Consider the following 21,164-nt stretch of genomic DNA (forward strand, 5'->3'; position numbering starts at 1 on the left):
GGTATACTTGAGTCCGTTAGTCAACAACCACACCCGACTGAAGGAGCAAGCGATGCGTCTCACCACCAAAGGCCGTTTTGCGGTCACCGCGATGATCGATTTGGGCCTGCGCCAAAGCTCGGGTCCCGTGACATTGGCCGCCATCAGCCAGCGCCAGCAAATTTCTTTGTCCTACCTGGAGCAACTCTTCGGCAAGCTGCGCCGCCACGAGTTGGTGGAGTCCACCCGCGGGCCAGGGGGCGGGTATACCCTTGCCCGCAAGGCCAGCGATATCACGGTGGCTGAGATCATTGTCTCGGTCGATGAGCCGATTGATGCAACCCAGTGTGGTGGTAAAGAAAACTGCTTGGGCGAAGGCACTCGCTGCATGACGCACGACCTCTGGGCGTCTTTGAATACGCGCATGGTGGAGTTTTTGGATTCGGTGACCTTGCAGAAACTGGTGGATGACCAGTTGGCCAAAGGTCTGCAAGTGGAAGACAAGCCCACGATCAAGCGTGCCATCTCGGCGATGCCTGTGGTCAAGCCGATCCGTGTGAACGCTCCCAACTCGGTGTTTGCCTTGGGCAATGTGTTCTCCAAGTCCTGATCCCGCCTTTTCGTTTCAATTTTTTAGCCAGTACTGAGTCAGCCATGGAAACCACTCCCCATTTCCCCATTTACATGGACTACAGCGCCACCAACCCTTGCGATGAGCGGGTGGTAGATGCGATGGTGCCTTGGTTGCGCAACCACTTTGGCAACCCGGCCTCGCGAAGTCACGCTTGGGGCTGGGAGGCTGAAGCGGCTGTAGAGAAGGCCCGCGAGCAAGTCGCGGCACTTATTGGCGCTGATCCGCGTGAAATCGTCTGGACCTCGGGTGCTACCGAGTCCAACAACCTGGCCTTGAAAGGCGCGGCCCATTTTTACCAGTCCAAGGGTAAACACATCATCACCGTCAAGACCGAGCACAAAGCTGTGCTCGACACCTGTCGTGAACTGGAGCGCCAGGGTTTTGAGGTCACCTACCTTGATGTGCAGGACGACGGTTTGGTGGACCTGAATGCCTTGAAGGCTGCGATCCGCCCCGACACCATCTTGGCCAGCGTGATGTTCGTGAACAACGAAATTGGCGTGATTCAGGACATCGCTGCGATTGGCACCATCTGCCGCGAAAAGGGCGTGATCTTCCATGTGGATGCCGCCCAAGCCACTGGGCGTGTGGACATCGATATGAGCACGCTGCCTGTCGACTTGATGAGCCTGACCTCCCACAAGACCTACGGCCCCAAAGGCATTGGTGCACTGTTTGTACGTCGCAAGCCGCGCATCCGTTTGGAAGCACAGATGCATGGTGGCGGCCACGAGCGTGGCATGCGCAGCGGTACTCTACCTACGCACCAGATCGTTGGCATGGGTGAGGCTTACCGCATCGCCAAAGAAGAAATGCACGCGGAGAACACTCGTATCAAAGCCCTGCATGACCGCATGCTGGCAGGTTTGAAGGATGTGGAACAGGTGTTCATCAACGGCCACGAATCCAAGCGCGTGCCCCACAACCTAAACATGAGCTTTAACTATGTGGAAGGTGAGTCGCTGATCATGGGGATCAAGGGCTTGGCGGTGTCGTCGGGTTCCGCCTGTACTTCCGCATCGTTGGAGCCCAGCTATGTGCTGCGTGCCTTGGGCCGCAGCGATGAACTGGCCCACAGCAGCCTGCGCATGACGATTGGTCGTTGGACCACCGAGGCAGACATCGACTATGCGGTGGACACCATCAAGAAGAACGTTGCCAAGCTTCGTGACCTGAGCCCGCTCTGGGACATGTACAAAGAAGGTATTGACATCTCGACGATCCAGTGGGCTGCCCACTGACCCCCTATTTGGAGAAATAAAAATGGCCTATTCAGACAAAGTCGTTGATCATTACGAAAACCCCCGCAACGTTGGCAGCTTTGAAAAAGGTGATGACAGCGTTGGCACTGGCATGGTGGGCGCACCGGCCTGCGGTGACGTCATGAAACTGCAAATCAAGGTCAATCCCCAAACTGGTGTGATTGAAGACGCGCGTTTCAAGACGTACGGTTGCGGCTCTGCCATTGCTTCCAGCTCTCTGGTGACCGAGTGGGTCAAGGGCAAGACGCTGGATGAGGCTGCGGCCCTGAAAAACAGCCAGATTGCGGAAGAGCTGGCACTGCCGCCCGTGAAGATCCACTGCTCAATCCTGGCCGAAGATGCCATCAAAGCCGCCGTGGATGACTACAAGAAGAAACACCTGAACTGATATGTCCGTAACCTTGACCGAGGCCGCGGCACGGCATGTGACACGTTACCTGACCAAGCGTGGCAAAGGTGTGGGCGTGCGTCTGGGCGTCAAAACGACGGGCTGCTCCGGTCTGGCGTACCAGCTGGAGTATGTCGACGAGTTGTCGCCTGAAGACATCGTGTTTGAGGGTTTTGGCGTGAAGGTCTTGGTCGATCCCAAAAGTCTGGCTTACATCGATGGCACACAGCTTGACTTTGTGCGTGAGGGCTTGAACGAAGGCTTTCGTTTCAATAACCCCAATGAGCGCGACAAGTGTGGTTGCGGTGAGTCGTTCCGCGTGTGAACCTGCAGGCCGATGATTTTGAACTGTTTGGGCTGACCCGACAGTTCGCACAAGACCGTGCAGCGCTCGACGCCCGTTGGAAGGCGTTGCAGCGCGAAGCACATCCTGACAAGTTCGCTGCGCAAGGAGCAGCCTCCAAGCGGGTGGCCATGCAGTGGTCGGTACGTATTAATGAAGCTTACCAACGACTGAAGGACCCATTGAAGCGGGCGGCCTACCTGTGTGAGTTGGGTGGTGCGCCCGTCAATGCCCACAGCAATACCGCCATGCCTGCAGCGTTTCTGATGCAGCAAATGGAGTGGCGGGAAGCTTTGGACGACGCGGAGGCTTTGCCTGCTTTGAATGATTTGCAGGTGGAGGTGGAAGCCTCGCGCCAGCAACTGCTGCAACAATGTGAGGCTTTGCTGGACGAACAACACGACGCGTTCGCGGCAGTTGGAACTGTGCGGGCGCTTATGTTCATCGAAAAATTTACCCAAGACCTGTATCAGCGCTTGGATCAGTTTGATTAATTTTCCCCATGGCGCTTCTACAAATTTCTGAACCCGGACAATCGCCTAACCCGCATGAGCGGCGTATAGCAGTGGGTATTGATCTCGGGACCACACACTCCTTGGTTGCGGCTGTGCGCAACGGCACCGCCGAGTGTCTGCCCGATGCGGATGGCAAGGTTATCCTGCCGAGTGTGGTGCGTTATGTGGATGCACAACGCCGGCAGATCGGTTATGCAGCACTGGAGCACCAGGCCAGCGACCCGGGCAATACGATTGCCTCCGTCAAACGTTTGATGGGCCGCGGTCTCAAGGACATTTCTCATCCTGAGAAGCTGCCTTACGCACTGCTCGACACACCGGGGATGGTGCAGGTGCGCACGATTGCAGGCGACAAGAGCCCCGTGGAAGTGAGCGCCGAAATTCTGGCGACACTGCGCTTTCGCGCCGAAGACACTTTCAACGATGACATTTATGGTGCCGTGGTAACGGTGCCCGCCTATTTTGACGATGCGCAGCGCCAAGCAACCAAAGACGCCGCGCAGCTTGCAGGCCTGAACGTGCTGCGTCTGATTAACGAGCCCACTGCCGCGGCGATTGCGTATGGTTTGGACAATGGCTCAGAGGGCGTGTATGCGATATACGACCTTGGTGGCGGAACTTTTGATATTTCTATTCTGCGCTTGTCCGCGGGGGTGTTCGAAGTGCTGGCCGCAGGGGGCGATTCTGCGCTGGGCGGTGATGACTATGACCGGGCCCTTGCGGATTGGCTGTTGCTGGAGACCGGTCTGGCGGCTGCAACCCCGGAAGACCAAGCCCTGCTGATGGCTGAGGCCCGCAGCGCCAAAGAGGCGCTGTCGTCAGATGCCATCGTGACGGCCGAGGTGGATTTGTCCACGGGGAGCGTGGATTTCGCGCTGAACCGCGAGCAGTTCGAGCAGGTGACAGCGCCGCTGACGGCCCGCACCCTGCAGGCTGTACGCAAAGCATTGCGGGACGCGGGCCTGCAGAAAGAAGACATTCAAGGCGTCGTCATGGTCGGAGGTTCTACCCGCATGCCGCAGGTCCGTCGTATGGTTGGTGAGTTCTTTGGGCAGGAGCCTCTGACCAACCTCAATCCCGATGAAGTGGTGGCGTTAGGCGCTTCCATTCAGGCCAACCAGTTGGCAGGCAACAACCCCAAAGGTGACTTGCTGTTGTTGGACGTGATTCCCCTGTCGCTGGGCATTGAGACCATGGGTGGGCTGGTGGAGCGCATCGTGCCGCGCAACCAGACGATTCCGACTGCCATGGCCCAAGATTTCACCACTTACAAGGATGGCCAGACAGCCCTTGCCTTGCATGTGGTGCAAGGTGAGCGCGATCTCGTGGCGGACTGCCGCAGTCTGGCCCGATTTGAGCTGCGTGGCATTCCTCCGATGGCTGCGGGTGCCGCTCGCATCCGTGTGACTTTTACCGTGGATGCCGATGGGTTGCTCAATGTGTCTGCCAAGGAGCAGGTCAGTGGTGTGGAAGCGCGTATCGATGTCAAACCCTCATACGGCCTAAGTGACGACCAGATTGCCCAAATGCTGAAAGACAGTTTCACCACGGCAGAGGCGGACATGCGAGCCCGCGCATTGGTGGAAGCCCGGGTAGATGCGGACCGTCTCTTGTTGGCTACCCGAAGTGCACTGGAAGCGGATGGTGATTTGCTCAGCGCCCAGGAACGCGCAGACCTCGATGTGGCAATGCAAGCGCTGGACGCCGCGCGCATGAGCGACGATGCCGCGTTTGTCGAAGCCCAATCCAAAGCCCTTGCCCAAGCGACTGAAGCCTTTGCCGCGTTGCGCATGAATCGCGGCATAGCGCTGGCGCTGGCAGGTAAAAATATCGAAACCATCTGACATTGCGCGGAAATAGCACCATGCCCATTATCAAAATCCTGCCGCACGCCGAGTATTGCCCTCAAGGGGCCGAAGTGTCTGCTCCTGCAGGTACGTCCATTTGCGAAGCCTTGCTGGAAAACGGTATCAAGATTGAACACGCGTGTGACATGAGCTGCGCTTGCACCACCTGCCATGTGGTGGTGCGTGAAGGGTTCGCCTCACTGAATGGGTTGGAAGAGACCGAAGAGGACCTGCTGGACCGGGCGTGGGGCCTGCAACCGCAGTCGCGCCTGAGCTGCCAGGCCTTTTTGGCGCAAAAAGACTTGGTGGTGGAGATTCCCAAGTACTCCTTGAACCACGCCAAAGAAAACCACTGAACGTTATGTCACGCCAAATCTTTTTGGACACCGAGACTACGGGGTTCTATGCCAACCATCCGGACAACCCGGACCGCATGGTGGAAATTGGCTGTGTGGAGCTGGTGAACCGCAAGCTCACCGGCAACAACTTGCATTTCTACCTCAACCCCGGGCGCGACAGCGACGAGGGAGCCCTGCGTGTTCATGGCTTGACCACGCAGTTTTTGAGCGACAAACCGCGCTTTGAAGAGATTGCCCAGCAGTTGGTGGACTACTTGGCTGGTGCCGAAATCATCATTCACAACGCACCATTCGATCTGGGCTTTTTGGATATGGAACTGGCCCGCACTGGCCGACAGAAGTTCAAGACCTATATCGGTGGGGTGATTGACACCCTGGTGATGGCCAAGGAAATGTTTCCCGGCAAGCGCAATAGCCTGGATGCGCTGTGTGATCGCTTGGAGGTAGACAACTCGGGTCGCACGCTGCATGGCGCCTTGTTAGATGCTGAGCTATTGGCAGACGTTTACATCAATATGACGCGCGGGCAAGATGCTCTACTCATGGATACTGCCGTTGTTGACACAGCCGGCCCCGTAGTGGAGCGTGTTGACCTCAGTGGCATCGTGCTGCCCACTTTGCAAGCCAATGCCCAAGAGCTAGCAGCACATGATGAAGTTTTGACCCAACTCGATAAATCCAGCGGAGGAAAAACGCTTTGGCGTCAGTTGGCTTTAGAAATTGGTATATAATTTGAGGCTTACCTGATCAGGTGTCAGGGCGATTAGCTCAGGGGTAGAGCACTGCATTCACACTGCAGGGGTCGCAAGTTCGAAACTTGCATCGCCCACCAAACACGAAAAGCCAGCGCAACACGCTGGCTTTTTTTATTGGGGTTTGTCGGAGTCAGTTGGCGGCTGTTTGAGTGAGGTAGTTGAGTACCAGTTTGTCATTTTGGCTGGTGCCTTGAAAGGCCAAACCCGCAAAGAAATGCGCTTGCCCAGCCGGGCGGTTGTGGTGGCAAATCTTGCCGCGCAGCCGTAGCTGCACCGGGCTTCCATCTACCGCTACATCCATTACCAGTTCTACCAGCTCGCCAATCGCCCCCAGCGCTTCAGGCGTGCTGATCATCGCCCCCTCGGTGCTGATATCCACCAGATCCACCAAGTGCGGCGCAACGGTTGCTGAACTAGCCGGTCGGGCGGTAGTTGGCCAAGATACTTTGGTTCGCATGGACTGGCGTACGCGCTTGGCATCCACTTGAGCTGGGTAGGCGAGCAGGGCGTAGGCAAAGGGCTTCTCAAAGGTTTGTAGCACCTTGCTGAGGAACGAAAACTCATACTGGCCGGTAAAACCGCGCACCACGCACACTTCACCTTCTTCCATACCGGTTTGCGTGGCGTCTGCGCTTTGCGGCCCCACCATGACGCCTTTGCCCTCTATGGCGCCGAAATACTGGGCTTCTTTTTTGCTTGTGCCTTCAACCAAGCGCCGGGTTTGCAGCGCCATGCCTGACCGCAGTCCCAGAGACTTGAGCGGCATGCGAAGAATGGTGTCGTTCTCGGTGCTCATGGGCGTGGCTTTCCGTCAGCGGGCGGGCAGGCTTTGCGTCCAGCGGATGATGGATTCCGCCATGGTGGCCGTGGACTTGGGCGCTTTGATATCGCCGACTAAAACGTGTTGCCCCTTGGATTCGCTGTAATCCACGGGCTGCATTTGCTTGGTGGCTGAGCCGAAGCGGGCAAATGCTGCTTTGGTTTGCGCGGGTTCCACGGTTTGGTCTCGTTCGCTGTAGAGCACCAGCAGCGGCGTGCGGAAGGCGCCAAGCTCACTCTCGCGCACGCCCTTCACCAGCGCCATCATCGGGAAGAGGGCTCGGGTAGGGTAGGCGTTCGTCCACGCGCCATCCTCGGCCGGACTTTCTGCTGGGCCCCCACGGTTTTCACCCTGCAAGGCAAACGCGATTTGCTGGCCCCAGGGGCCGTTGATGATCTCGGCGCGTGGGTCTTTGGGGCCAAAATTGGGCGATACGAACACATGGCCTGCGACTTGGGCATCTTGGCCATTCGTTCCTAGCCACGTTGCCAGGGTAGAGCCGGTTGAGCAACTGATCACCAGCACCTTGTCGCCCAGTGTTTGGCCGATACGCAAGGCCTCTTGGGCATCGGCCAGCCAGTCTTGCACCGTCGCTTCGCCCATGGCTGGGCCGGGGCGGCCATGGCCGGTGAGGCGGGTGTAGAAGGTATTGGCGCCCAGTGCTTTGGCGACCAGATCGGTCATGGGGGCAGTTTCCAGGCGGCTAGCGGAAAATCCATGGATGTAGACCACCGCCCAGGGGGTGCGCTGGCCCGCTGCATTGGCCCAGACAATGCGTTTTTCATTGTTGGGTTTGATGTCGGGGAATGCTTTTTCGCTGTCACGCACCCAGGTTTCAATTTGTGCCAGATCTTGCGGAGGCTGGGCACGGGTGCTGGGAACATTGGGTCCAAAGGCATTGCGCGGCCCCGCAAAAAACACCAGCACTGCGATCAGCAACAAGGTGGCCAGTGCGGCCAGAACTCGGAACCAGGTTTTACGGAACAGGTGGCCAGAGCCAGCGTTGGCGGGTGTTGTCACAAAGGTCTCCCTAGATCGAAAAATGCTGCGCCAAGTCCTTGGATTTGGATCCCGGCCCAGCGGTATTTCCGGGCTTGGCGCCACGGTTTATCGCTAAGATGGTACACCGCCCGGTCCATTTCTTAGAAACTTCTGGAAGCACTGCCATGAACCCTCGCAAGCCTTGTCACGGACGTGTTTTTGCGATCGCATGGCTGCTGGGCTTGGGTCTCACTGGGTGTGCAGACATGGGTAATTTGTTGGTCCAGCTCGGCTCTAGCCGGCCCCCTGCGATCTTGCAGGTACAGGGCCAGCGCCTAGAGGGTGTGGTGACCCTGAGCCCTGATCGCACGGGCACCTTGAGCGCCACGGCTGCCCAAGGTGAGCCCAGCACCTGCATGGGCCAACTGCGTTTTACCTCCACCACCCAGGGCGAAGTGGACGTGCGCTGCAACGATGGCACGGCAGCTGCCCTGCAGTTCAGCATGCTGACTGCCGTGAAAGGCTATGCCTACGGGTCGAGCAACAAGGGGCCTGTGGCGCTGACCTTTGGCATGTGGAGTGACGAGGCACCCGCCTACTTGCGTGCGGCCCAGGCTGGAAACATGGAACCCGCCCGTTGAGTGCCAGCGTGGATCAAGTGGATTGTGTGGTGGTGGGGGCCGGTGTGGTCGGCCTTGCCGTGGCGCGGGCTTTGGCACTGGCGGGGCGTGAGGTGGTGGTGTTGGAAGCCTGCGATGCCTTTGGCACCCAGACCAGCGCCCGCAATAGCGAGGTGATCCACGCCGGTATTTATTATCCGGCGGGTTCCCTGAAAGCACAGCTGTGTGTGCGCGGCAAGCAACTTCTGTATGAGTATTGTGCCGAGCGCGGCCTGCCGCACCAGCGCTGTGGCAAATTGATTGTGGCCACCGATGAGGCCCAGGTGGCACAACTGCAAGGTATTCAGGCCAAGGCGGCCGCCAATGGCGTGACAGACCTGGTGCTAATGGACGCAGCCCAAGCCTGCGCCCTGGAGCCACACTTGCAGTGCCTGGCGGCCCTGCATTCACCCTCCACTGGCATTGTGGACAGCCACGCACTCATGTTGTCCCTGTTGGGTGACCTGGAGCGTACTGGCGGAGTTTTGGCACTCAATTCGCCTCTTGAGCGCGCAGATATTGCGCAAGCAGCTATTGATTTGGTAGCGTTGGATGGTACCCGGCTGCGCGCCAGTACGGTGGTCAACGCCGCGGGCCTGCAGGCACCGGCGCTGGCGGCCCGCTTTGCGGGCTTGGCCCCCAAGCATGTTCCGCAAGCGTACTTTGCCAAGGGCAACTACTTCACGCTGGCAGGACGCAGCCCTTTTTCGCGCCTGATTTACCCCGTGCCCGAGGTTGCTGGTTTGGGGGTGCATCTCACCATCGACCTGGGAGGCCAAGCGCGTTTCGGGCCTGATGTGCAGTGGGTCAGTGACGCACAAGACTTGGTGGTGGACCCCGCGAGCGGGGATGCCTTTTATGCAGAAGTACGCAAGTACTGGCCTGAACTTCCCGATGGGGCGCTACAGCCTGCATATGCGGGTATACGTCCCAAGATCCACGGCCCGGGCACTCCGGCATCGGATTTTGTGATTCAAGGGCCCGCAGTGCATGGCATACCTGGTCTGGTAAATTTGTTTGGCATCGAATCGCCGGGCTTGACCAGTGTCCTCGCCATCGCCGAACATGTGCAGGGTTTGTTTCAGGTGTCTTAGAGTTTTCGACAAGATGTTTTGGAGGTGCTAAAGATGGCTCACTGGGATATGCGCGGTGTGAAATGGGTTGTGGCAGCCACAGCACTGGCTGTGATGGCAGGTTGTGCGGGCGTGCCCGAAGCGCAGGGGCCTTTGCGCAAAGAAACCCTGCATGTGCTCACCCAAAAAATGGAATTGCTGACCTTGAATGCGGGGCAACCAGGCAAGGTTCTGCAACGTACTGCGGTCACCGGCTTGCCACCGGGTGAAACCCTGGTGGGCATGGACTACCGCATTGCCAAGGGCGTGCTGTTTGCCCTGAGCAGTGCTGGGCACCTGTACACGCTGGACGTACCTAGTGGGGCGCTCAAGCGGGTAGGCAGCGGTGCGGGTGTCGCACTGCAAGGCAGCAGCTTCGGTGTGGATTTCAATCCGGTGGCCGACCGGGTGCGCGTGGTGAGCAATACCGGCAACAACCTGCGCTTGCATCCCGATACGGGGGCCTTGGCCGCCACCGATCCAGCGCTGGCCTACGCGCCGGGTGATGTGCAAGCCGGGCAGATGCCCGAGGTGGTGGCCGCGGGATACACCTACAACAAGAAAGACGAGAAGCTCACCACCAATTACGCCATTGACCGTCGATCGGGCACCTTGCTAACCCAGGGCTCGGTAGAGGGCATGCAACCAGTCGTGTCGCCCAATACCGGCCAGCTGCGCACAGTGGGACCGCTGGGTACAGGCCCCTTACTTGATGCCGCCATGGACATTGCGGATGTCACAGGTGCTGCGTTCACGGCCGTGCGCACTGCGAGCCAAGCGACCACCAAGCTCTACACCATTGACCTCAGCAGCGGAAAAGCCACGCTCATCGGTACCGTGGCCGACGGTGCGGCAATTGTGGGGCTGGCTGTTGAGCCCTGATTGCTATGAAATAAGGAGCTGCTTGCGCAATATCTGCGAGGGTTAGAGGCTTATTTCCTCATATTTTTGATCGCCAAGGCCGCATCTTTCACCAGCGCGGGGCCTTGGTAGATCAGTCCGGTGTAGATCTGCACCACATCGGCGCCCGCCTGAATCTTGCTCACCGCATCGGCAGCAGACATGATGCCGCCCACGCCGATGATGGGGAAGTCTTTGCCCAGCGCGGCGCGCAGCTGGCGAATCACCGCATTGCTTTTTTCCAGCACCGGCGCGCCCGACAGGCCACCAGCTTCTTCGGCATGCGGCATGCCTTTGACGGCTTCGCGCGACAGCGTGGTATTGGTGCCGATCACACCCCAAGCGTTGTTCACCTTTCCGCTTCCGTCGGTGCCGTAGCGCTTGAGCGTGGCGGCAATCACAGCCACTTGGTCAGCTTCCAGATCAGGGGCGATTTTCAGGAAGATGGGTTTGCGCTGGCCGTGCTTTTGCGCCAGCTGCTCGCGGCGCTCGGCAATCGCGCCCAGCAGCGCGTCCAGCGCCTCATCGCTTTGCAGGCTGCGCAGGTTCTTGGTGTTGGGGCTCGAGATGTTGACGGTGATGTAGTCCGCGTGCGGGTAAACGCCGTCCAGGCACAGCAGGTAGTCGTCGGTGGCCTTCTCAATCGGTGTGGCGGCGTTTTTGCCAATGTTCAGGCCCAGCAGCAGTGAAGGGTTTTTGCTTTGGCGCAGGGCGGACTGCTGCACATTGGCAATGAAAGCGTCCAGCCCGCCGTTGTTAAAGCCCAGGCGGTTGATCAGCGCGTTAGCCGCGGGCAGGCGGAACATGCGGGGCTTGGGGTTGCCCGGTTGGGCCAGCGGGGTGACCGTGCCCACCTCCACAAAACCAAAACCCATGGCGCCCAGGCCGTCGATGCAACGGGCGTTTTTGTCCAGCCCGGCGGCCATGCCCACGCGGTTGGGAAATTGCAGGCCCGCCAGGGTAATGGGGTCGTCCACCCGGCTGTTGCAGTAGGCCAGCTTGAGTGGGTTGCCCTGGGTGGCGGCCAGGCCGGCCATGGTGATGTCGTGGGCGACCTCGGGGTCCAGATTGAACAAAACGCTGCGGGCGAGGGCGTAGGGCACCAGAGACATCGGATAATTCCTGCTTTCAGATTTCAACTTCCCGGATTGTCCCCCATGACCACACCCGCTTCCCCCGCAGCGCTGACCCAAGACGAACTCAAAACCCTGGTGGGCCAAGCTGCGCTGCAGTACGTAGTGCCCGGCGAGATTGTGGGCGTGGGCACCGGCTCCACCGTCAACAAGTTCATCGACGCGCTGGCCAGCATGAAGGACCAGATCAAGGGCGCCGTATCCAGCTCCGTGGCCAGCACCGAGCGCCTGCAGGCGCTGGGCATCCCGGTGTTTGACAGCAATGCGGTGGACAAGCTCTCGGTCTATATCGACGGCGCGGACGAGATCGATGGCGCCGGCAATATGGTCAAGGGCGGCGGCGCAGCACTGACGCGCGAGAAGATCGTGGCGGCGCAGAGCGCCAAGTTCGTCTGCATTGCCGACGAATCCAAGCTGGTGCAGACGCTGGGCAAGTTTCCGCTGCCCGTGGAAGTCATTCCCATGGCGACGCAGCGCGTGATCGCCCAGTTTGCCGCCGAGGGCGGCGTGGGCACCGTGCGCCAGAAGGATGGCAAGCCGCTGGTGACCGACAACGGCCAGTGGATTGTGGACGTGCTGGGCCTGCAGATTGCTGACCCGCTGGCCTTTGAGGCCGAAGTGAGCCAGTGGCCGGGCGTGGTGACGGTGGGGGTGTTTGCTTACCAGCGCGCGCAGGTCTGCCTGCTGGGCACCGCCACAGGCGTGAAGACGCTGACCTTCTAAACCGCTTTTCAGCAACGGGGGCAGGGCATGGCAGTTCCACACTTGGCCGAGGTGCTCACGCTCTCCAATACGCATATCGCCATCGAAGCCGCGGCTACCTTAGCCTTTGCCTTGTCCGGCCTGATCGAAGCGGCGCGCAAGCGGCTGGATGCCGTCGGTGTGTGCATGGTGGCCGGGCTCACCGCCTTTGGCGGAGGCACGCTGCGCGATGTGCTACTGGACCGGCGCCCCTTCTTCTGGGTGGAACATGCCACATGGCTGTGGGCACTTTTGGCCCTGTGCGTGGGGGCCATGCTGTTTTTGCGTGCGCGCCATTTCAAGCCGACCGAGCGCGCCATGCAATGGCCTGATGCGCTTGGGTTGGGGCTATTCACCGCCACTGGTACCCACATCGCGCTGGAGATGGGCATGCCAGCCATCGTGGCTGTACTTATGGGAATGGTGACCGCCGTATTTGGCGGTGTGATGCGTGACGTGGTGTGCAACGAAATACCACGTGCGTTCCGAGACCATCAACCTTATGCCGTGTGTTCGTTTGTTGGCGGATGGGTGATGGTGGGGGCCTACACTTTGACCTGGCCGCTGTGGTTGGCCACGCTGGTAGCAGCGGGCACTGCTACAGCATTGCGGGTGCTGGCCTTGCTACGCGGCTGGAGCCTCCCGGAATGGCGCTCGGGCGCGCACTAGGCGGTCTCGTCGACTAGCCCGGGCAATTTCAGGCTTTCAGTTTTGTGCGGCGGGCGCTGTCATCATGCGCTCCACATACCGCGCGATCAGGTCAATCTCCAGGTTCACTTTCTTGCCAACCGCCAGTCTGTGCAGCGCCGTGTTTTGCACGGTGTGGGGAATCAGGTTGATGCTGACCTCGCAGCCTCCTGCCACATCTGCAATGCGGTTTACCGTCAGGCTCACGCCGTTGATGGTGATGGAGCCTTTGTAGGCCAAGTACTTGCCCAGGGCAACGGGCGCCAGTACGTGCAACTCCCAGCTTTCGCCTACTTGGGCAAAGTGGCTCACGCTGCCCATGCCATCCACATGGCCAGACACCAGATGGCCGCCCAAGCGGTCATGCGCGCGCAGGGCTTTTTCCAGGTTGATGGGGCCCAGCGCATCCAGCCCGGCGGTCTTGTCCAGCGATTCGGCAGAAATGTCGATAGTGAATTGGTTGTGGGCCACGTCGAAGGTGGTGACCGTCATGCAGGCGCCGTTCAGCGCAATGCTGTCGCCCAAGCCCACATCGTCCAGATAGCCGTCGGGCGCCTGAATGGTGAGGCGCTTGCCATGGGTTGCAGAGTCGCCCAGAGCCTGGACGTCGGAAATGCGGCCTACGCCGGTGATGATGCCTGTGAACATAGGCAAGATTTTCGCAGGGAAAGGGCAGGGCGCAGGGCCCCACCGTGGCAAAACCCTAAAAGGCGTCTCGGCCTTGCACGCGCGCGACGACGCGCAGGTCCGGGCCCACCATCTCAGTGGACTTGAAATCCAGCGCAACGCTCTGTGTCAACTCGGTGAGCGGGCCGAAATTGAACATACCCGCGCCTTGGCCTAGCAGCTTGGGCGCCAGGTACACCACAAACTCGTCCACAAGCCCTTCGCGCAGCAGCGATCCATTGAGCTTGAAGCCTGCTTCTACATGCAGTTCATTGATCTCGCGCTGCCCCAGATCTTTGAGCATGGCGGCCAAATCCACTTTGCCAGTCGGTTTGCCATCGGTGTGGTGGCCGGGCAGGTAAATCACTTTTGCGCCAAAAGCCTCCAGCGCTGTTCGTTTGGCATCATTTTGGGCTGCAGCATAGATGAATACTGCGCGACCAGCTATAAAAAAAGGAGCGTCCAGCGGCGTTTGTAAATCGCTGTCTACCACCACCAAATGAGGCTGACGCGGCGTTTCAACCAGGCGCACATCCAGCCGTGGCTTGTCGGCCAGCACCGTGCCTATGCCGGTCAGGATGGCACAAGACCGGGCGCGCCAGGCATGGCCATCTGCACGCGCTTCGGGAGAGGTGATCCACTGGCTGGCACCGTTGTCCAGCGCCGTGGTGCCGTCCAAGGATGCCGCTACTTTCATACGCACCCAAGGCGTCTTGCGCACCATGCGACTAAAAAAGCCAATATTGAGTTCGCGGGAGGCGATGGCCAAGGGATCAGCAGGGTCCAAAACCTCCACCTCGACCCCGGCCGCGCGCAGGCGCGCGACACCCTGGCCCGCGACGAGGGGATTGGGGTCCAGGTTGGTAGCCACCACCTTCTTGATGCCCGCGGCAATCAGCGCGTCGCAACATGGGCCGGTACGGCCATGGTGGGAGCAAGGCTCTAGCGTCACATAGGCGGTGGCGCCGACGACAGAGTGGCCCTGTGCAGCCGCATCGCGCAGCGCCATCACTTCTGCATGTGGGCCACCGGCGCGCTGCGTGTGGCCTTGCCCGATGACTTGATCAGAAGGCGATACGAGTAAGCAACCTACTTTGGGGTTGGGGGAGGTGAGTCGCAGAGCAGATTCCGCCCGGCTCAACGCACGGCGCAGTGAATCGTCGTCTAGGCTAGATTTATCAATGCTCAAAGGCGATCTCTAAGTTGCGCTTGCTGGCAACGGCCTCACCATTTTTAAGAGCCGGGTTCATGGGCGTACTCGCAAGCCAATCTACAACTTCCCGCATTTGACTTTCGCTCAAGAGGCCGGGGCGAACGTCTAGCAGCTCTACCCCAGCGATACTGCCGTCCTGCTCTATCCAGACACGTACAGCGATAGAACTAACCTCATGGAGGTAACCCTTCTTGAGCGGCAATATCCAGTTTGCGGCCGGCACGGCAGGAGTGTCTGTCTCCTCCAAAGCGAGGTACTTGCTATTGGTGAAGCCGTCAGAAAATGTGGATGCAAGCACTCTTTCAAGCAATGGCTTGGAGGCTCCTTGCGATGGGGCTGTTTCCAATGCTTGGGCCGAAGTAACACCGGCCGGCTCGAGCACCACTTCCGCCGAGTTTGCATGATTTGTTACTTCCACTACCTTGGTCATTGACAAGGTCCATGGTTGGGGTGTCTGCTGGTTGCTAGCAGAGGGATGCAATTGAGAGAAGGCGAAACCCTTGCTATTCGAGCCCCACAAAACCAAGCTGCCATGGAGTACAACGGCAAGCGTTGTTGCGATCAGCAGCTCTCTGCGTAAAACCATCAGTTCGTCTTCAACGCCAGCATTCGGTTGCTGCAATGGCCGCAGATGCAAATTTGGTTGTCGAGTACCCAGTGTTGGAGCGAACTCCTGTATTCGTGAGGTTGAAGTTACCGCAACGGTCTGATGCCATTGGCCCGCCGCCCACTCGGGTTGCTGTCAAAGTAAACGTCCTGGTTCCCGCAGCACTCACGCCGATGGTATACGCCCCCCCACCATCACGCGGTGACCGGCTCAGGCTTGCGGGGAAGACGTCTGCAATGGCCGAGCCCGCTGTGTTCCGGTCATAGCGGTAGTTTTCCGAGTAATGACGCTCCATCCACTGGCCCGCTTCCAGCAGCACGGTCTTCATTTCGGCTCTACGCCCTTTGGCGACATACTCTTGATAGGAGGGCAAAGCAATTGAAGCCAAAACTCCAATCAGAGCTACAGTGATCATGAGTTCGATGAGGGTGAAGCCGCCCTCACGGTTGTTGAATACTGCTTTCATTCAGGAGCCTTGGTTTTGAAGGAGGGTATTTCGCGCCAGTAGATGCGCGCAGACGCATTGGCTGACTCGGCTGTGATGTCGGTCGTCTCACCGATGATACGGGTGCAATTGGCCTCACCAGAAGCACAAGACGATTTGGTGGCATCACGTGCAAAAGTTACACGTTGATCGGTAATTTTTAGAGATGCAAGAAGGTAGGTAACGCCATTAATTGTGATGGACCCGAATACCGATTTGTCGAGCAAACCAGATATCGGATCTAGGAACGTCACATAAGCAGATGGTCCTTTGAAGCAAACCTCCAAACTTGTAGAGGCAGGTGCAATGGATACGGTGGAAAGCAACCCCTGTGCAATAACTGGGTTGCTTACTGTCATCTCTCCGGAATCCGGGAAATTAAGGTACCACCCTTTGTTATTGGTCCAATCGATGGCACTGCCGGTCACATAGCCGTCCCCCACCTTTCCATTCAAGGGATCAAGATCGTCCAAAATAATCCGCGTCATGGAGCGGGCTGCAAGTTGCGAACGCAAACGTGGCAAGCCATTGGTGGTGTCATCCAGCAACGTGGGAGTGTCGATGTAGGCTTGGCTACTGTAAATGGGGTTGTCCCAGATACCAAAAATGCCATTGATTTTTCCGGAGGTATCCGGGAAGTCTGCATTGCTGATCGCTTTTCCTGTGGCCACATTAATCACGACTCCGCCCAAGGGGTGGAAGCGGTATTCCGGTGCAGTGGTAATTGGCAGGCGGGTTGTGTTGTCCGTAGATTTTGCAGTGAACAGTTGCCTGCCGCCAAATGCTACTCCCCAGGCAGAGGGGTCCGAACTTGAAACATCGAACTTCCACACATTGCCCTTCAGATCTCCGGCATAGATGTAATCAGCAACACCGTCGTTATTGGTGTCAATCCACGTAGGTTGCGATAGGCCATTGGCTGTCCCAGCGTCTGCGACGATCTTGATGTAGTTCGTCCCGGTGTTCCACGTCCCAGCTGTTGGGCCATTTACGAACAAGATGTAAAGGGCCGCCTTGCCGCTGGTGCTATTGACCCCGTTGGGTAACAAAACGGCAAACTTACCATTGTTCATTTTCGCAACAGGAGCAGCGGCTTCGGAGACCCGACTTGGGTTGCCGATTTGAGATAAGTTGTATCCCAAGTCACCGCTGGTGTCGTCAGCCTCCGAGAATTGCCATTTGAAAATTGAAGCAGCGTTCGCTTCTGTCAATGCACTTGGGGTGGTCGCATCGAGGGCAAACATGCCCTTTGCACCACGGCCAAGCGATGCAAATACATAGGTCTTCCAGCCCGCAGGTGCCGGTGCGCCAGCGTCATAACCTACTGCGCTTGCGGAGGTAATGGTCGAACCGAGCAACACGTCAGCAGCAAATGGAGAGCCATCAACAAATGACTGGACCTTTTCAGTAGCAGGTTGTACCCAGTCCTGGAGGCGAGAGTGAATCAATTGCGGTACGTAGGACATCACAGGTGTTCCGCCCTGGGTTTGGTTGGCACTGGCATCAAAGCCGTGCAACATGCCATCCCCGGTGCCAACCCAAATAATGCTCTGACGTGTTTTATTAGAAGAAACAAATGCGCCATACCCCGGGAAGGCTCCACCAAAGTAGTCTGCATTGGGTGGCACCATGACCGTCGGGTTAGAGCTAACAACCGGGCCCATGATGGAGTTTAGATTGCGTTTGCGGAAGCGAAGTCCGTTGGGGCTCTCGTTTACACGACTGCCACGCAACCAGTTCAGCTTGGCTTCTGCGGTTGCATCCGTTCCTCCTAAAGCCGTAGTCTTAACTGCATTAGACAACGCGGCCCAAGTGAAAGCAACGCCGGCGTTGTTACTGCTGTTGGTAATGATTACCCGATCGGCAGCGGCAGTTTGGGTGAGCTTTGTATGGCCTGCCCAGTGATACTGACTCCGATCTAGTGTGCCGTCAGCATTCAACTTGATATTGAATGAGCCATCAGATTGCACAATAAACGTGATGAGTTCACCATGGCCATCGTCGCCATCAAAACTGGCAAGGTATTTCAAACTACCCGCTTGAATTTGCGCCGAGGCTACTGCCGGGGCTGTGTTCGATGCGCTGACGATCGCATTAAAAGCTGCGCGCAAAGATTTCTCTAGTTCGCTGGGACGTACAGCCAAAAAGTAACTGTCTGGAATACCGTCTGATCCTGAAGTCCCATCCAATTTCTTGACATCCCAGTTGGCTTTGTTCGCCAAAGGCTTCTGGTAGTAAACCTTGGGAATAGAGGCTGGATCGGTCACCTCTTCCATCTTGCTAAAGCCGCCCCATTTGGCGGCGTACCACAAGGGGTCTTCAAGCCTGCTGGCTGCTGTTGTGCCAAAGTCGAATTCGGCACGGCTCTCATCTTGGTTTACCTGGCAATTGTTGCATCCGCCGTTCACGATGTTGGGATGCGCCGTTCCGTCTGTCCGCGTCACGATCATGCCTGCATCTGCACGCGTGTAACCCAAAATGCCGGAGTGGAAGTGCACACCGTCACGTGTGGTGCCAGAGATCGTATATCCGAAACCTTGAGGGTTCGCCGTGGCCGCATTAAACACTCGGGTGTAGACGTAGAGCTTGCTGCCCACCACCTCATACCGCAAGATGCCAGACACGTCGCTGTCGTAATCGCCCCCCTGTTCCGAGTCTTCCCATACGATCAAATATTTGCCAGAAGTAGCAGTTGGTGTACCCACCACACGGAAGTCAACAATCGTACCGCTACCTACATTGCCGCCAACCAAGAGTTGGTATGCAGGTTGAATCACGACTTTTGCACCAGCTGTGGTCGGGTGTGGAACCTCGATGCGTGGTTTGCCAGGGGACAAGGCCACAGAGAAACTCTTGACCTTGTAGGCGTCTTCGTTGGCTTTTAAATCCGAGGCGGTAGGGGTTCTGACTGGATTGGTTCTCGCCCAATAGGTTGCCCCAGCCAGAGCATAGGAACCTGCATATGAAGGCGCATCTGGACAAATACCGCTTGCAGTAGCCAAGGTTGTAGCCGTGCCGTCGATCACTTTTGCGGTGCAACTCCCTGTGTTGGTTGCTCCGTTGTCGCCAATAAACCAAGATTTTGTTGCGTCGTGAATGCCTTCGTCTGTACCGATCACGTTAACTTGATAGACCAAATTTTGACCCGCAGTGATGGGGAGAGTCGCAAACGGATCCCACTGGGTTCCAACGTTTGAGTCATAGGAGGTAACACTGGCGTTGAAGTTGATGGCGTTCACCGCACGGCATTGGCCTTGACCAAATATGGCTTCCGCAGCAGCTTGTGCGGTCGGGCTTCCCTTGGTGAATGGATCTACCCACGCCGGTTTGGGCAAACCCATTGCTGCGTCTTTGGAGCCTGCGTCTGTGTAATCGTATTGCGTGCTGGCCGATGTTTTTCCACCCAGATAGCGCAATGACTCTACGAACATTTCACCCAGTGGATTTCCCCAGCTTGTACATTGATCATCTGTCAAGGATGTCAATTGGTAGGTACAGTTGCCGTCCCCGATATAGGTGCCGTCGCTGTATCGGTAACCATAAATTCGCAGCTTGTTCATGGTGTAAACAATGCCTTGCGTCGCTGTAAAGGTTCCGTTAGTGGTGTGATTTACTTCGTTTCGGAACGATTGCATATTGCTACGCAAGGTCCCTCCACTAATATTTTTGGCAAACGAACCCGTCATCAGACCGAACTCTGCCAAATTTCCTTCCCCATACTCATGGAGCAAACCGATGGGTTTGAAGTTGCCGCTGGGATACTCCATGCAACTCTCTGTTCCTATCAATGCTGAAGAGACACACGCATCAACTCGGACAATGAAATCTGGCCCAGAGCCAGAAATCACAACCCCTTGGCTGGATTTGTTGGGGTTACTGGCGCTGGCACCCAATCCCGTCACACTCACATTATTTCCGTTGGACGCGCCTTTTTCACCACTCCAATAACACTGCCAGCGTTCATTGGCGTTCCAGAGTTGGTAGTCGCCCTTGGCGATACGCATCAGCGGTGGATTCGTATTCGTATGTGAATCACCATTGGTTGATGCATTGCTGTTGAAGGGCAAGTTTTCGGTGGTGAGGTTATTGCCCAAGGTGGTATTGCAAATCGTGGCAGAGGTCTGCGTCAGGTTCTTGATATTCCATTTACGGATAGTTACCGCTGGTGACGCAACAAAGCCAGTTGGCTCCACGACCATGGTGAACCAACCATTGTCCAAGTCCACTTCGACTGCAAAGCCCTCCATGTACTGCGCAGTGTTGTCCACATTCACTGCCCGAATCTGGTCACCTTTCTCCATGGTAAAGGTGGATGTAAATGTGACGCGGTGTGTAATGCAGTGGTACTGGGTTGGCCTGCTGTCTAGGTTATCTTGAAAAAAAGCATCCACTTTGCTTTCACAGGTGCTTGCTGTGGCTGCCGCTGGAGCGGTACCTGGGCTGAAACGGTGTAGCTTGTTGTCACCGGCCACATATTGGATGGCACGCCGTGCATTGTTGTTGTTGTAATCGCTGTTATTACTGTCGCTGGCAAGTTGTGTGGCAGAGAACGGGGTCAGTTGTGTCAGGTCGCTGCCCTTGTAGTACTTGGCAAATGAGTGTGCGTCGGTTGGGAGGCTAGACCGCTCCAAAATCGTGGAACTTGCAGAGTCTGTAGACCGCAGTCCGCCGTACAGCACTTTACGAACCACATCCATGCGTGTCATGGTGGCCCAGTTCAGAAAATTACCGCTCCAATTGCCAGTGCAATATTTATCGGTATTGACACTAGCTGGTGAAAACTTATTACTGGTTCCACTGTAGTTGTAGCATTTGTACGGATCAAAATAACCGTAGTACGTGAATGCGTGCTTGTAAGTGGTTTCTGGAAGGCTGTCACCATCCAAATCAGAAAACTCGTCATAAGCACGATAGAACAGCTGATGGTCTTTCGACATATTCAGCATGATCATCGGCCGCGGCGTCGAGGTGACAATGTTAGGCGGAATTGCAGGAGTCAACTGCGCCCAGCCAACCACTTGGCCGGTTAACAGACCAAGGCCTACCACTAGTTTTACAAACAAGTTTTTCATACTTACC

Annotated in this window: 21 protein-coding genes and 1 tRNA gene; 14 read left to right on the forward strand and 8 right to left on the reverse strand. The window is 57.4% G+C overall.

The window, feature by feature from the left end:
- The first annotated feature begins 52 nt into the window (after positions 1-52).
- The 9 genes from iscR to U5O12_RS09925 all read left to right on the forward strand — a co-directional run bounded on the left by iscR (position 53) and on the right by U5O12_RS09925 (position 6,159).
- Entirely contained in the window at positions 53-589 is a 537-nt protein-coding gene (iscR, locus tag U5O12_RS09885; RefSeq protein WP_322578473.1) for a Fe-S cluster assembly transcriptional regulator IscR, read from the forward strand.
- A gap of 44 nt (positions 590-633) precedes the next feature.
- On the forward strand, positions 634-1,854 hold the full coding sequence (locus tag U5O12_RS09890) for an IscS subfamily cysteine desulfurase (RefSeq protein ID WP_322578474.1): 1,221 nt from the start codon (positions 634-636) through the stop codon (positions 1,852-1,854).
- A gap of 22 nt (positions 1,855-1,876) precedes the next feature.
- Positions 1,877-2,263: a Fe-S cluster assembly scaffold IscU gene (iscU, locus tag U5O12_RS09895; RefSeq protein ID WP_094478757.1), complete on the forward strand. Its 387-nt coding sequence runs from the start codon at positions 1,877-1,879 to the stop codon at positions 2,261-2,263.
- Position 2,264: 1 nt separating this feature from the next.
- A complete protein-coding gene (iscA, locus tag U5O12_RS09900; RefSeq protein ID WP_322578475.1) occupies positions 2,265-2,588 on the forward strand; it encodes an iron-sulfur cluster assembly protein IscA in 324 nt (107 codons plus the stop codon).
- Positions 2,585-3,100 (forward strand): Fe-S protein assembly co-chaperone HscB, encoded by a 516-nt coding sequence (hscB, locus tag U5O12_RS09905; protein ID WP_322578476.1) that lies wholly within the window; start codon positions 2,585-2,587, stop codon positions 3,098-3,100. Before iscA ends, hscB begins: the two co-directional genes overlap by 4 nt.
- Before the next feature lie 8 nt (positions 3,101-3,108).
- Positions 3,109-4,965, forward strand: a complete 1,857-nt coding sequence (gene hscA, locus U5O12_RS09910) for a Fe-S protein assembly chaperone HscA (RefSeq protein ID WP_322578477.1) — start codon at positions 3,109-3,111, stop codon at positions 4,963-4,965.
- A gap of 20 nt (positions 4,966-4,985) precedes the next feature.
- Complete coding sequence (fdx, locus tag U5O12_RS09915; RefSeq protein ID WP_322578478.1) at positions 4,986-5,324, forward strand: ISC system 2Fe-2S type ferredoxin; 339 nt, start codon at positions 4,986-4,988, stop codon at positions 5,322-5,324.
- A gap of 5 nt (positions 5,325-5,329) precedes the next feature.
- Positions 5,330-6,058, forward strand: coding sequence for a DNA polymerase III subunit epsilon (dnaQ, locus tag U5O12_RS09920; protein WP_322578479.1), 729 nt, complete (start codon positions 5,330-5,332; stop codon positions 6,056-6,058).
- 26 nt (positions 6,059-6,084) lie between these two features.
- Positions 6,085-6,159 (forward strand) — tRNA-Val (locus U5O12_RS09925).
- 53 nt (positions 6,160-6,212) lie between these two features.
- Here the strand turns inward: U5O12_RS09925 and U5O12_RS09930 are convergent.
- Together U5O12_RS09930 and U5O12_RS09935 are read right to left on the reverse strand one after the other, a co-directional pair.
- Complete coding sequence (locus U5O12_RS09930) at positions 6,213-6,878, reverse strand: PilZ domain-containing protein (RefSeq protein ID WP_322578480.1); 666 nt, start codon at positions 6,876-6,878, stop codon at positions 6,213-6,215.
- Between the two features lie 15 nt (positions 6,879-6,893).
- Positions 6,894-7,922 carry a hypothetical protein gene (locus U5O12_RS09935; RefSeq protein ID WP_322578481.1) on the reverse strand — a complete coding sequence of 343 codons (1,029 nt, stop codon included), beginning with the start codon at positions 7,920-7,922 and terminating at the stop codon, positions 6,894-6,896.
- Between the two features lie 146 nt (positions 7,923-8,068).
- Here U5O12_RS09935 and U5O12_RS09940 point away from each other — a divergent pair, with 146 nt between their 5' ends.
- From U5O12_RS09940 to U5O12_RS09950, 3 genes are read left to right on the forward strand one after another with little or no spacing between them, the layout of a single operon-like run.
- Complete coding sequence (locus U5O12_RS09940) at positions 8,069-8,524, forward strand: hypothetical protein (RefSeq protein ID WP_322578482.1); 456 nt, start codon at positions 8,069-8,071, stop codon at positions 8,522-8,524.
- An 8-nt stretch (positions 8,525-8,532) separates the two neighbouring features.
- Positions 8,533-9,636 carry an NAD(P)/FAD-dependent oxidoreductase gene (locus U5O12_RS09945; RefSeq protein ID WP_322578483.1) on the forward strand — a complete coding sequence of 368 codons (1,104 nt, stop codon included), beginning with the start codon at positions 8,533-8,535 and terminating at the stop codon, positions 9,634-9,636.
- A gap of 33 nt (positions 9,637-9,669) precedes the next feature.
- Entirely contained in the window at positions 9,670-10,536 is an 867-nt protein-coding gene (locus tag U5O12_RS09950) for a DUF4394 domain-containing protein (protein ID WP_322578484.1), read from the forward strand.
- A 50-nt stretch (positions 10,537-10,586) separates the two neighbouring features.
- Here the strand turns inward: U5O12_RS09950 and U5O12_RS09955 are convergent, their stop codons facing one another.
- Positions 10,587-11,666, reverse strand: coding sequence for a quinone-dependent dihydroorotate dehydrogenase (locus U5O12_RS09955; protein ID WP_322578485.1), 1,080 nt, complete (start codon positions 11,664-11,666; stop codon positions 10,587-10,589).
- Between the two features lie 45 nt (positions 11,667-11,711).
- On the opposite strand from U5O12_RS09955, the gene rpiA reads away from it, so the two are divergent.
- Together rpiA and U5O12_RS09965 are read left to right on the forward strand one after the other, a co-directional pair.
- On the forward strand, positions 11,712-12,410 hold the full coding sequence (gene rpiA, locus U5O12_RS09960) for a ribose-5-phosphate isomerase RpiA (protein ID WP_322578486.1): 699 nt from the start codon (positions 11,712-11,714) through the stop codon (positions 12,408-12,410).
- Between the two features lie 27 nt (positions 12,411-12,437).
- On the forward strand, positions 12,438-13,097 hold the full coding sequence (locus tag U5O12_RS09965) for a trimeric intracellular cation channel family protein (protein WP_322578487.1): 660 nt from the start codon (positions 12,438-12,440) through the stop codon (positions 13,095-13,097).
- 36 nt (positions 13,098-13,133) lie between these two features.
- Here U5O12_RS09965 and U5O12_RS09970 read toward each other — a convergent pair whose 3' ends face one another.
- From U5O12_RS09970 to U5O12_RS09990, 5 genes are read right to left on the reverse strand one after another with little or no spacing between them, the layout of a single operon-like run.
- Complete coding sequence (locus U5O12_RS09970) at positions 13,134-13,763, reverse strand: riboflavin synthase (protein WP_322578488.1); 630 nt, start codon at positions 13,761-13,763, stop codon at positions 13,134-13,136.
- A gap of 55 nt (positions 13,764-13,818) precedes the next feature.
- Positions 13,819-14,964 (reverse strand): bifunctional diaminohydroxyphosphoribosylaminopyrimidine deaminase/5-amino-6-(5-phosphoribosylamino)uracil reductase RibD, encoded by a 1,146-nt coding sequence (ribD, locus tag U5O12_RS09975; protein WP_322578501.1) that lies wholly within the window; start codon positions 14,962-14,964, stop codon positions 13,819-13,821.
- Complete coding sequence (locus U5O12_RS09980) at positions 14,960-15,616, reverse strand: hypothetical protein (RefSeq protein WP_322578489.1); 657 nt, start codon at positions 15,614-15,616, stop codon at positions 14,960-14,962. The genes ribD and U5O12_RS09980 overlap by 5 nt, the downstream gene beginning before the upstream one ends.
- Complete coding sequence (locus tag U5O12_RS09985) at positions 15,591-16,067, reverse strand: type IV pilin protein (protein WP_322578490.1); 477 nt, start codon at positions 16,065-16,067, stop codon at positions 15,591-15,593. The genes U5O12_RS09980 and U5O12_RS09985 overlap by 26 nt, the downstream gene beginning before the upstream one ends.
- Entirely contained in the window at positions 16,064-21,157 is a 5,094-nt protein-coding gene (locus U5O12_RS09990) for a pilus assembly protein (protein WP_322578491.1), read from the reverse strand. Before U5O12_RS09990 ends, U5O12_RS09985 begins: the two co-directional genes overlap by 4 nt.
- Positions 21,158-21,164 lie beyond the last annotated feature (7 nt).

The sequence above is a fragment of the Rhodoferax sp. genome, assembly GCF_034519335.1.
Lineage (GTDB): Bacteria > Pseudomonadota > Gammaproteobacteria > Burkholderiales > Burkholderiaceae_C > Allorhodoferax.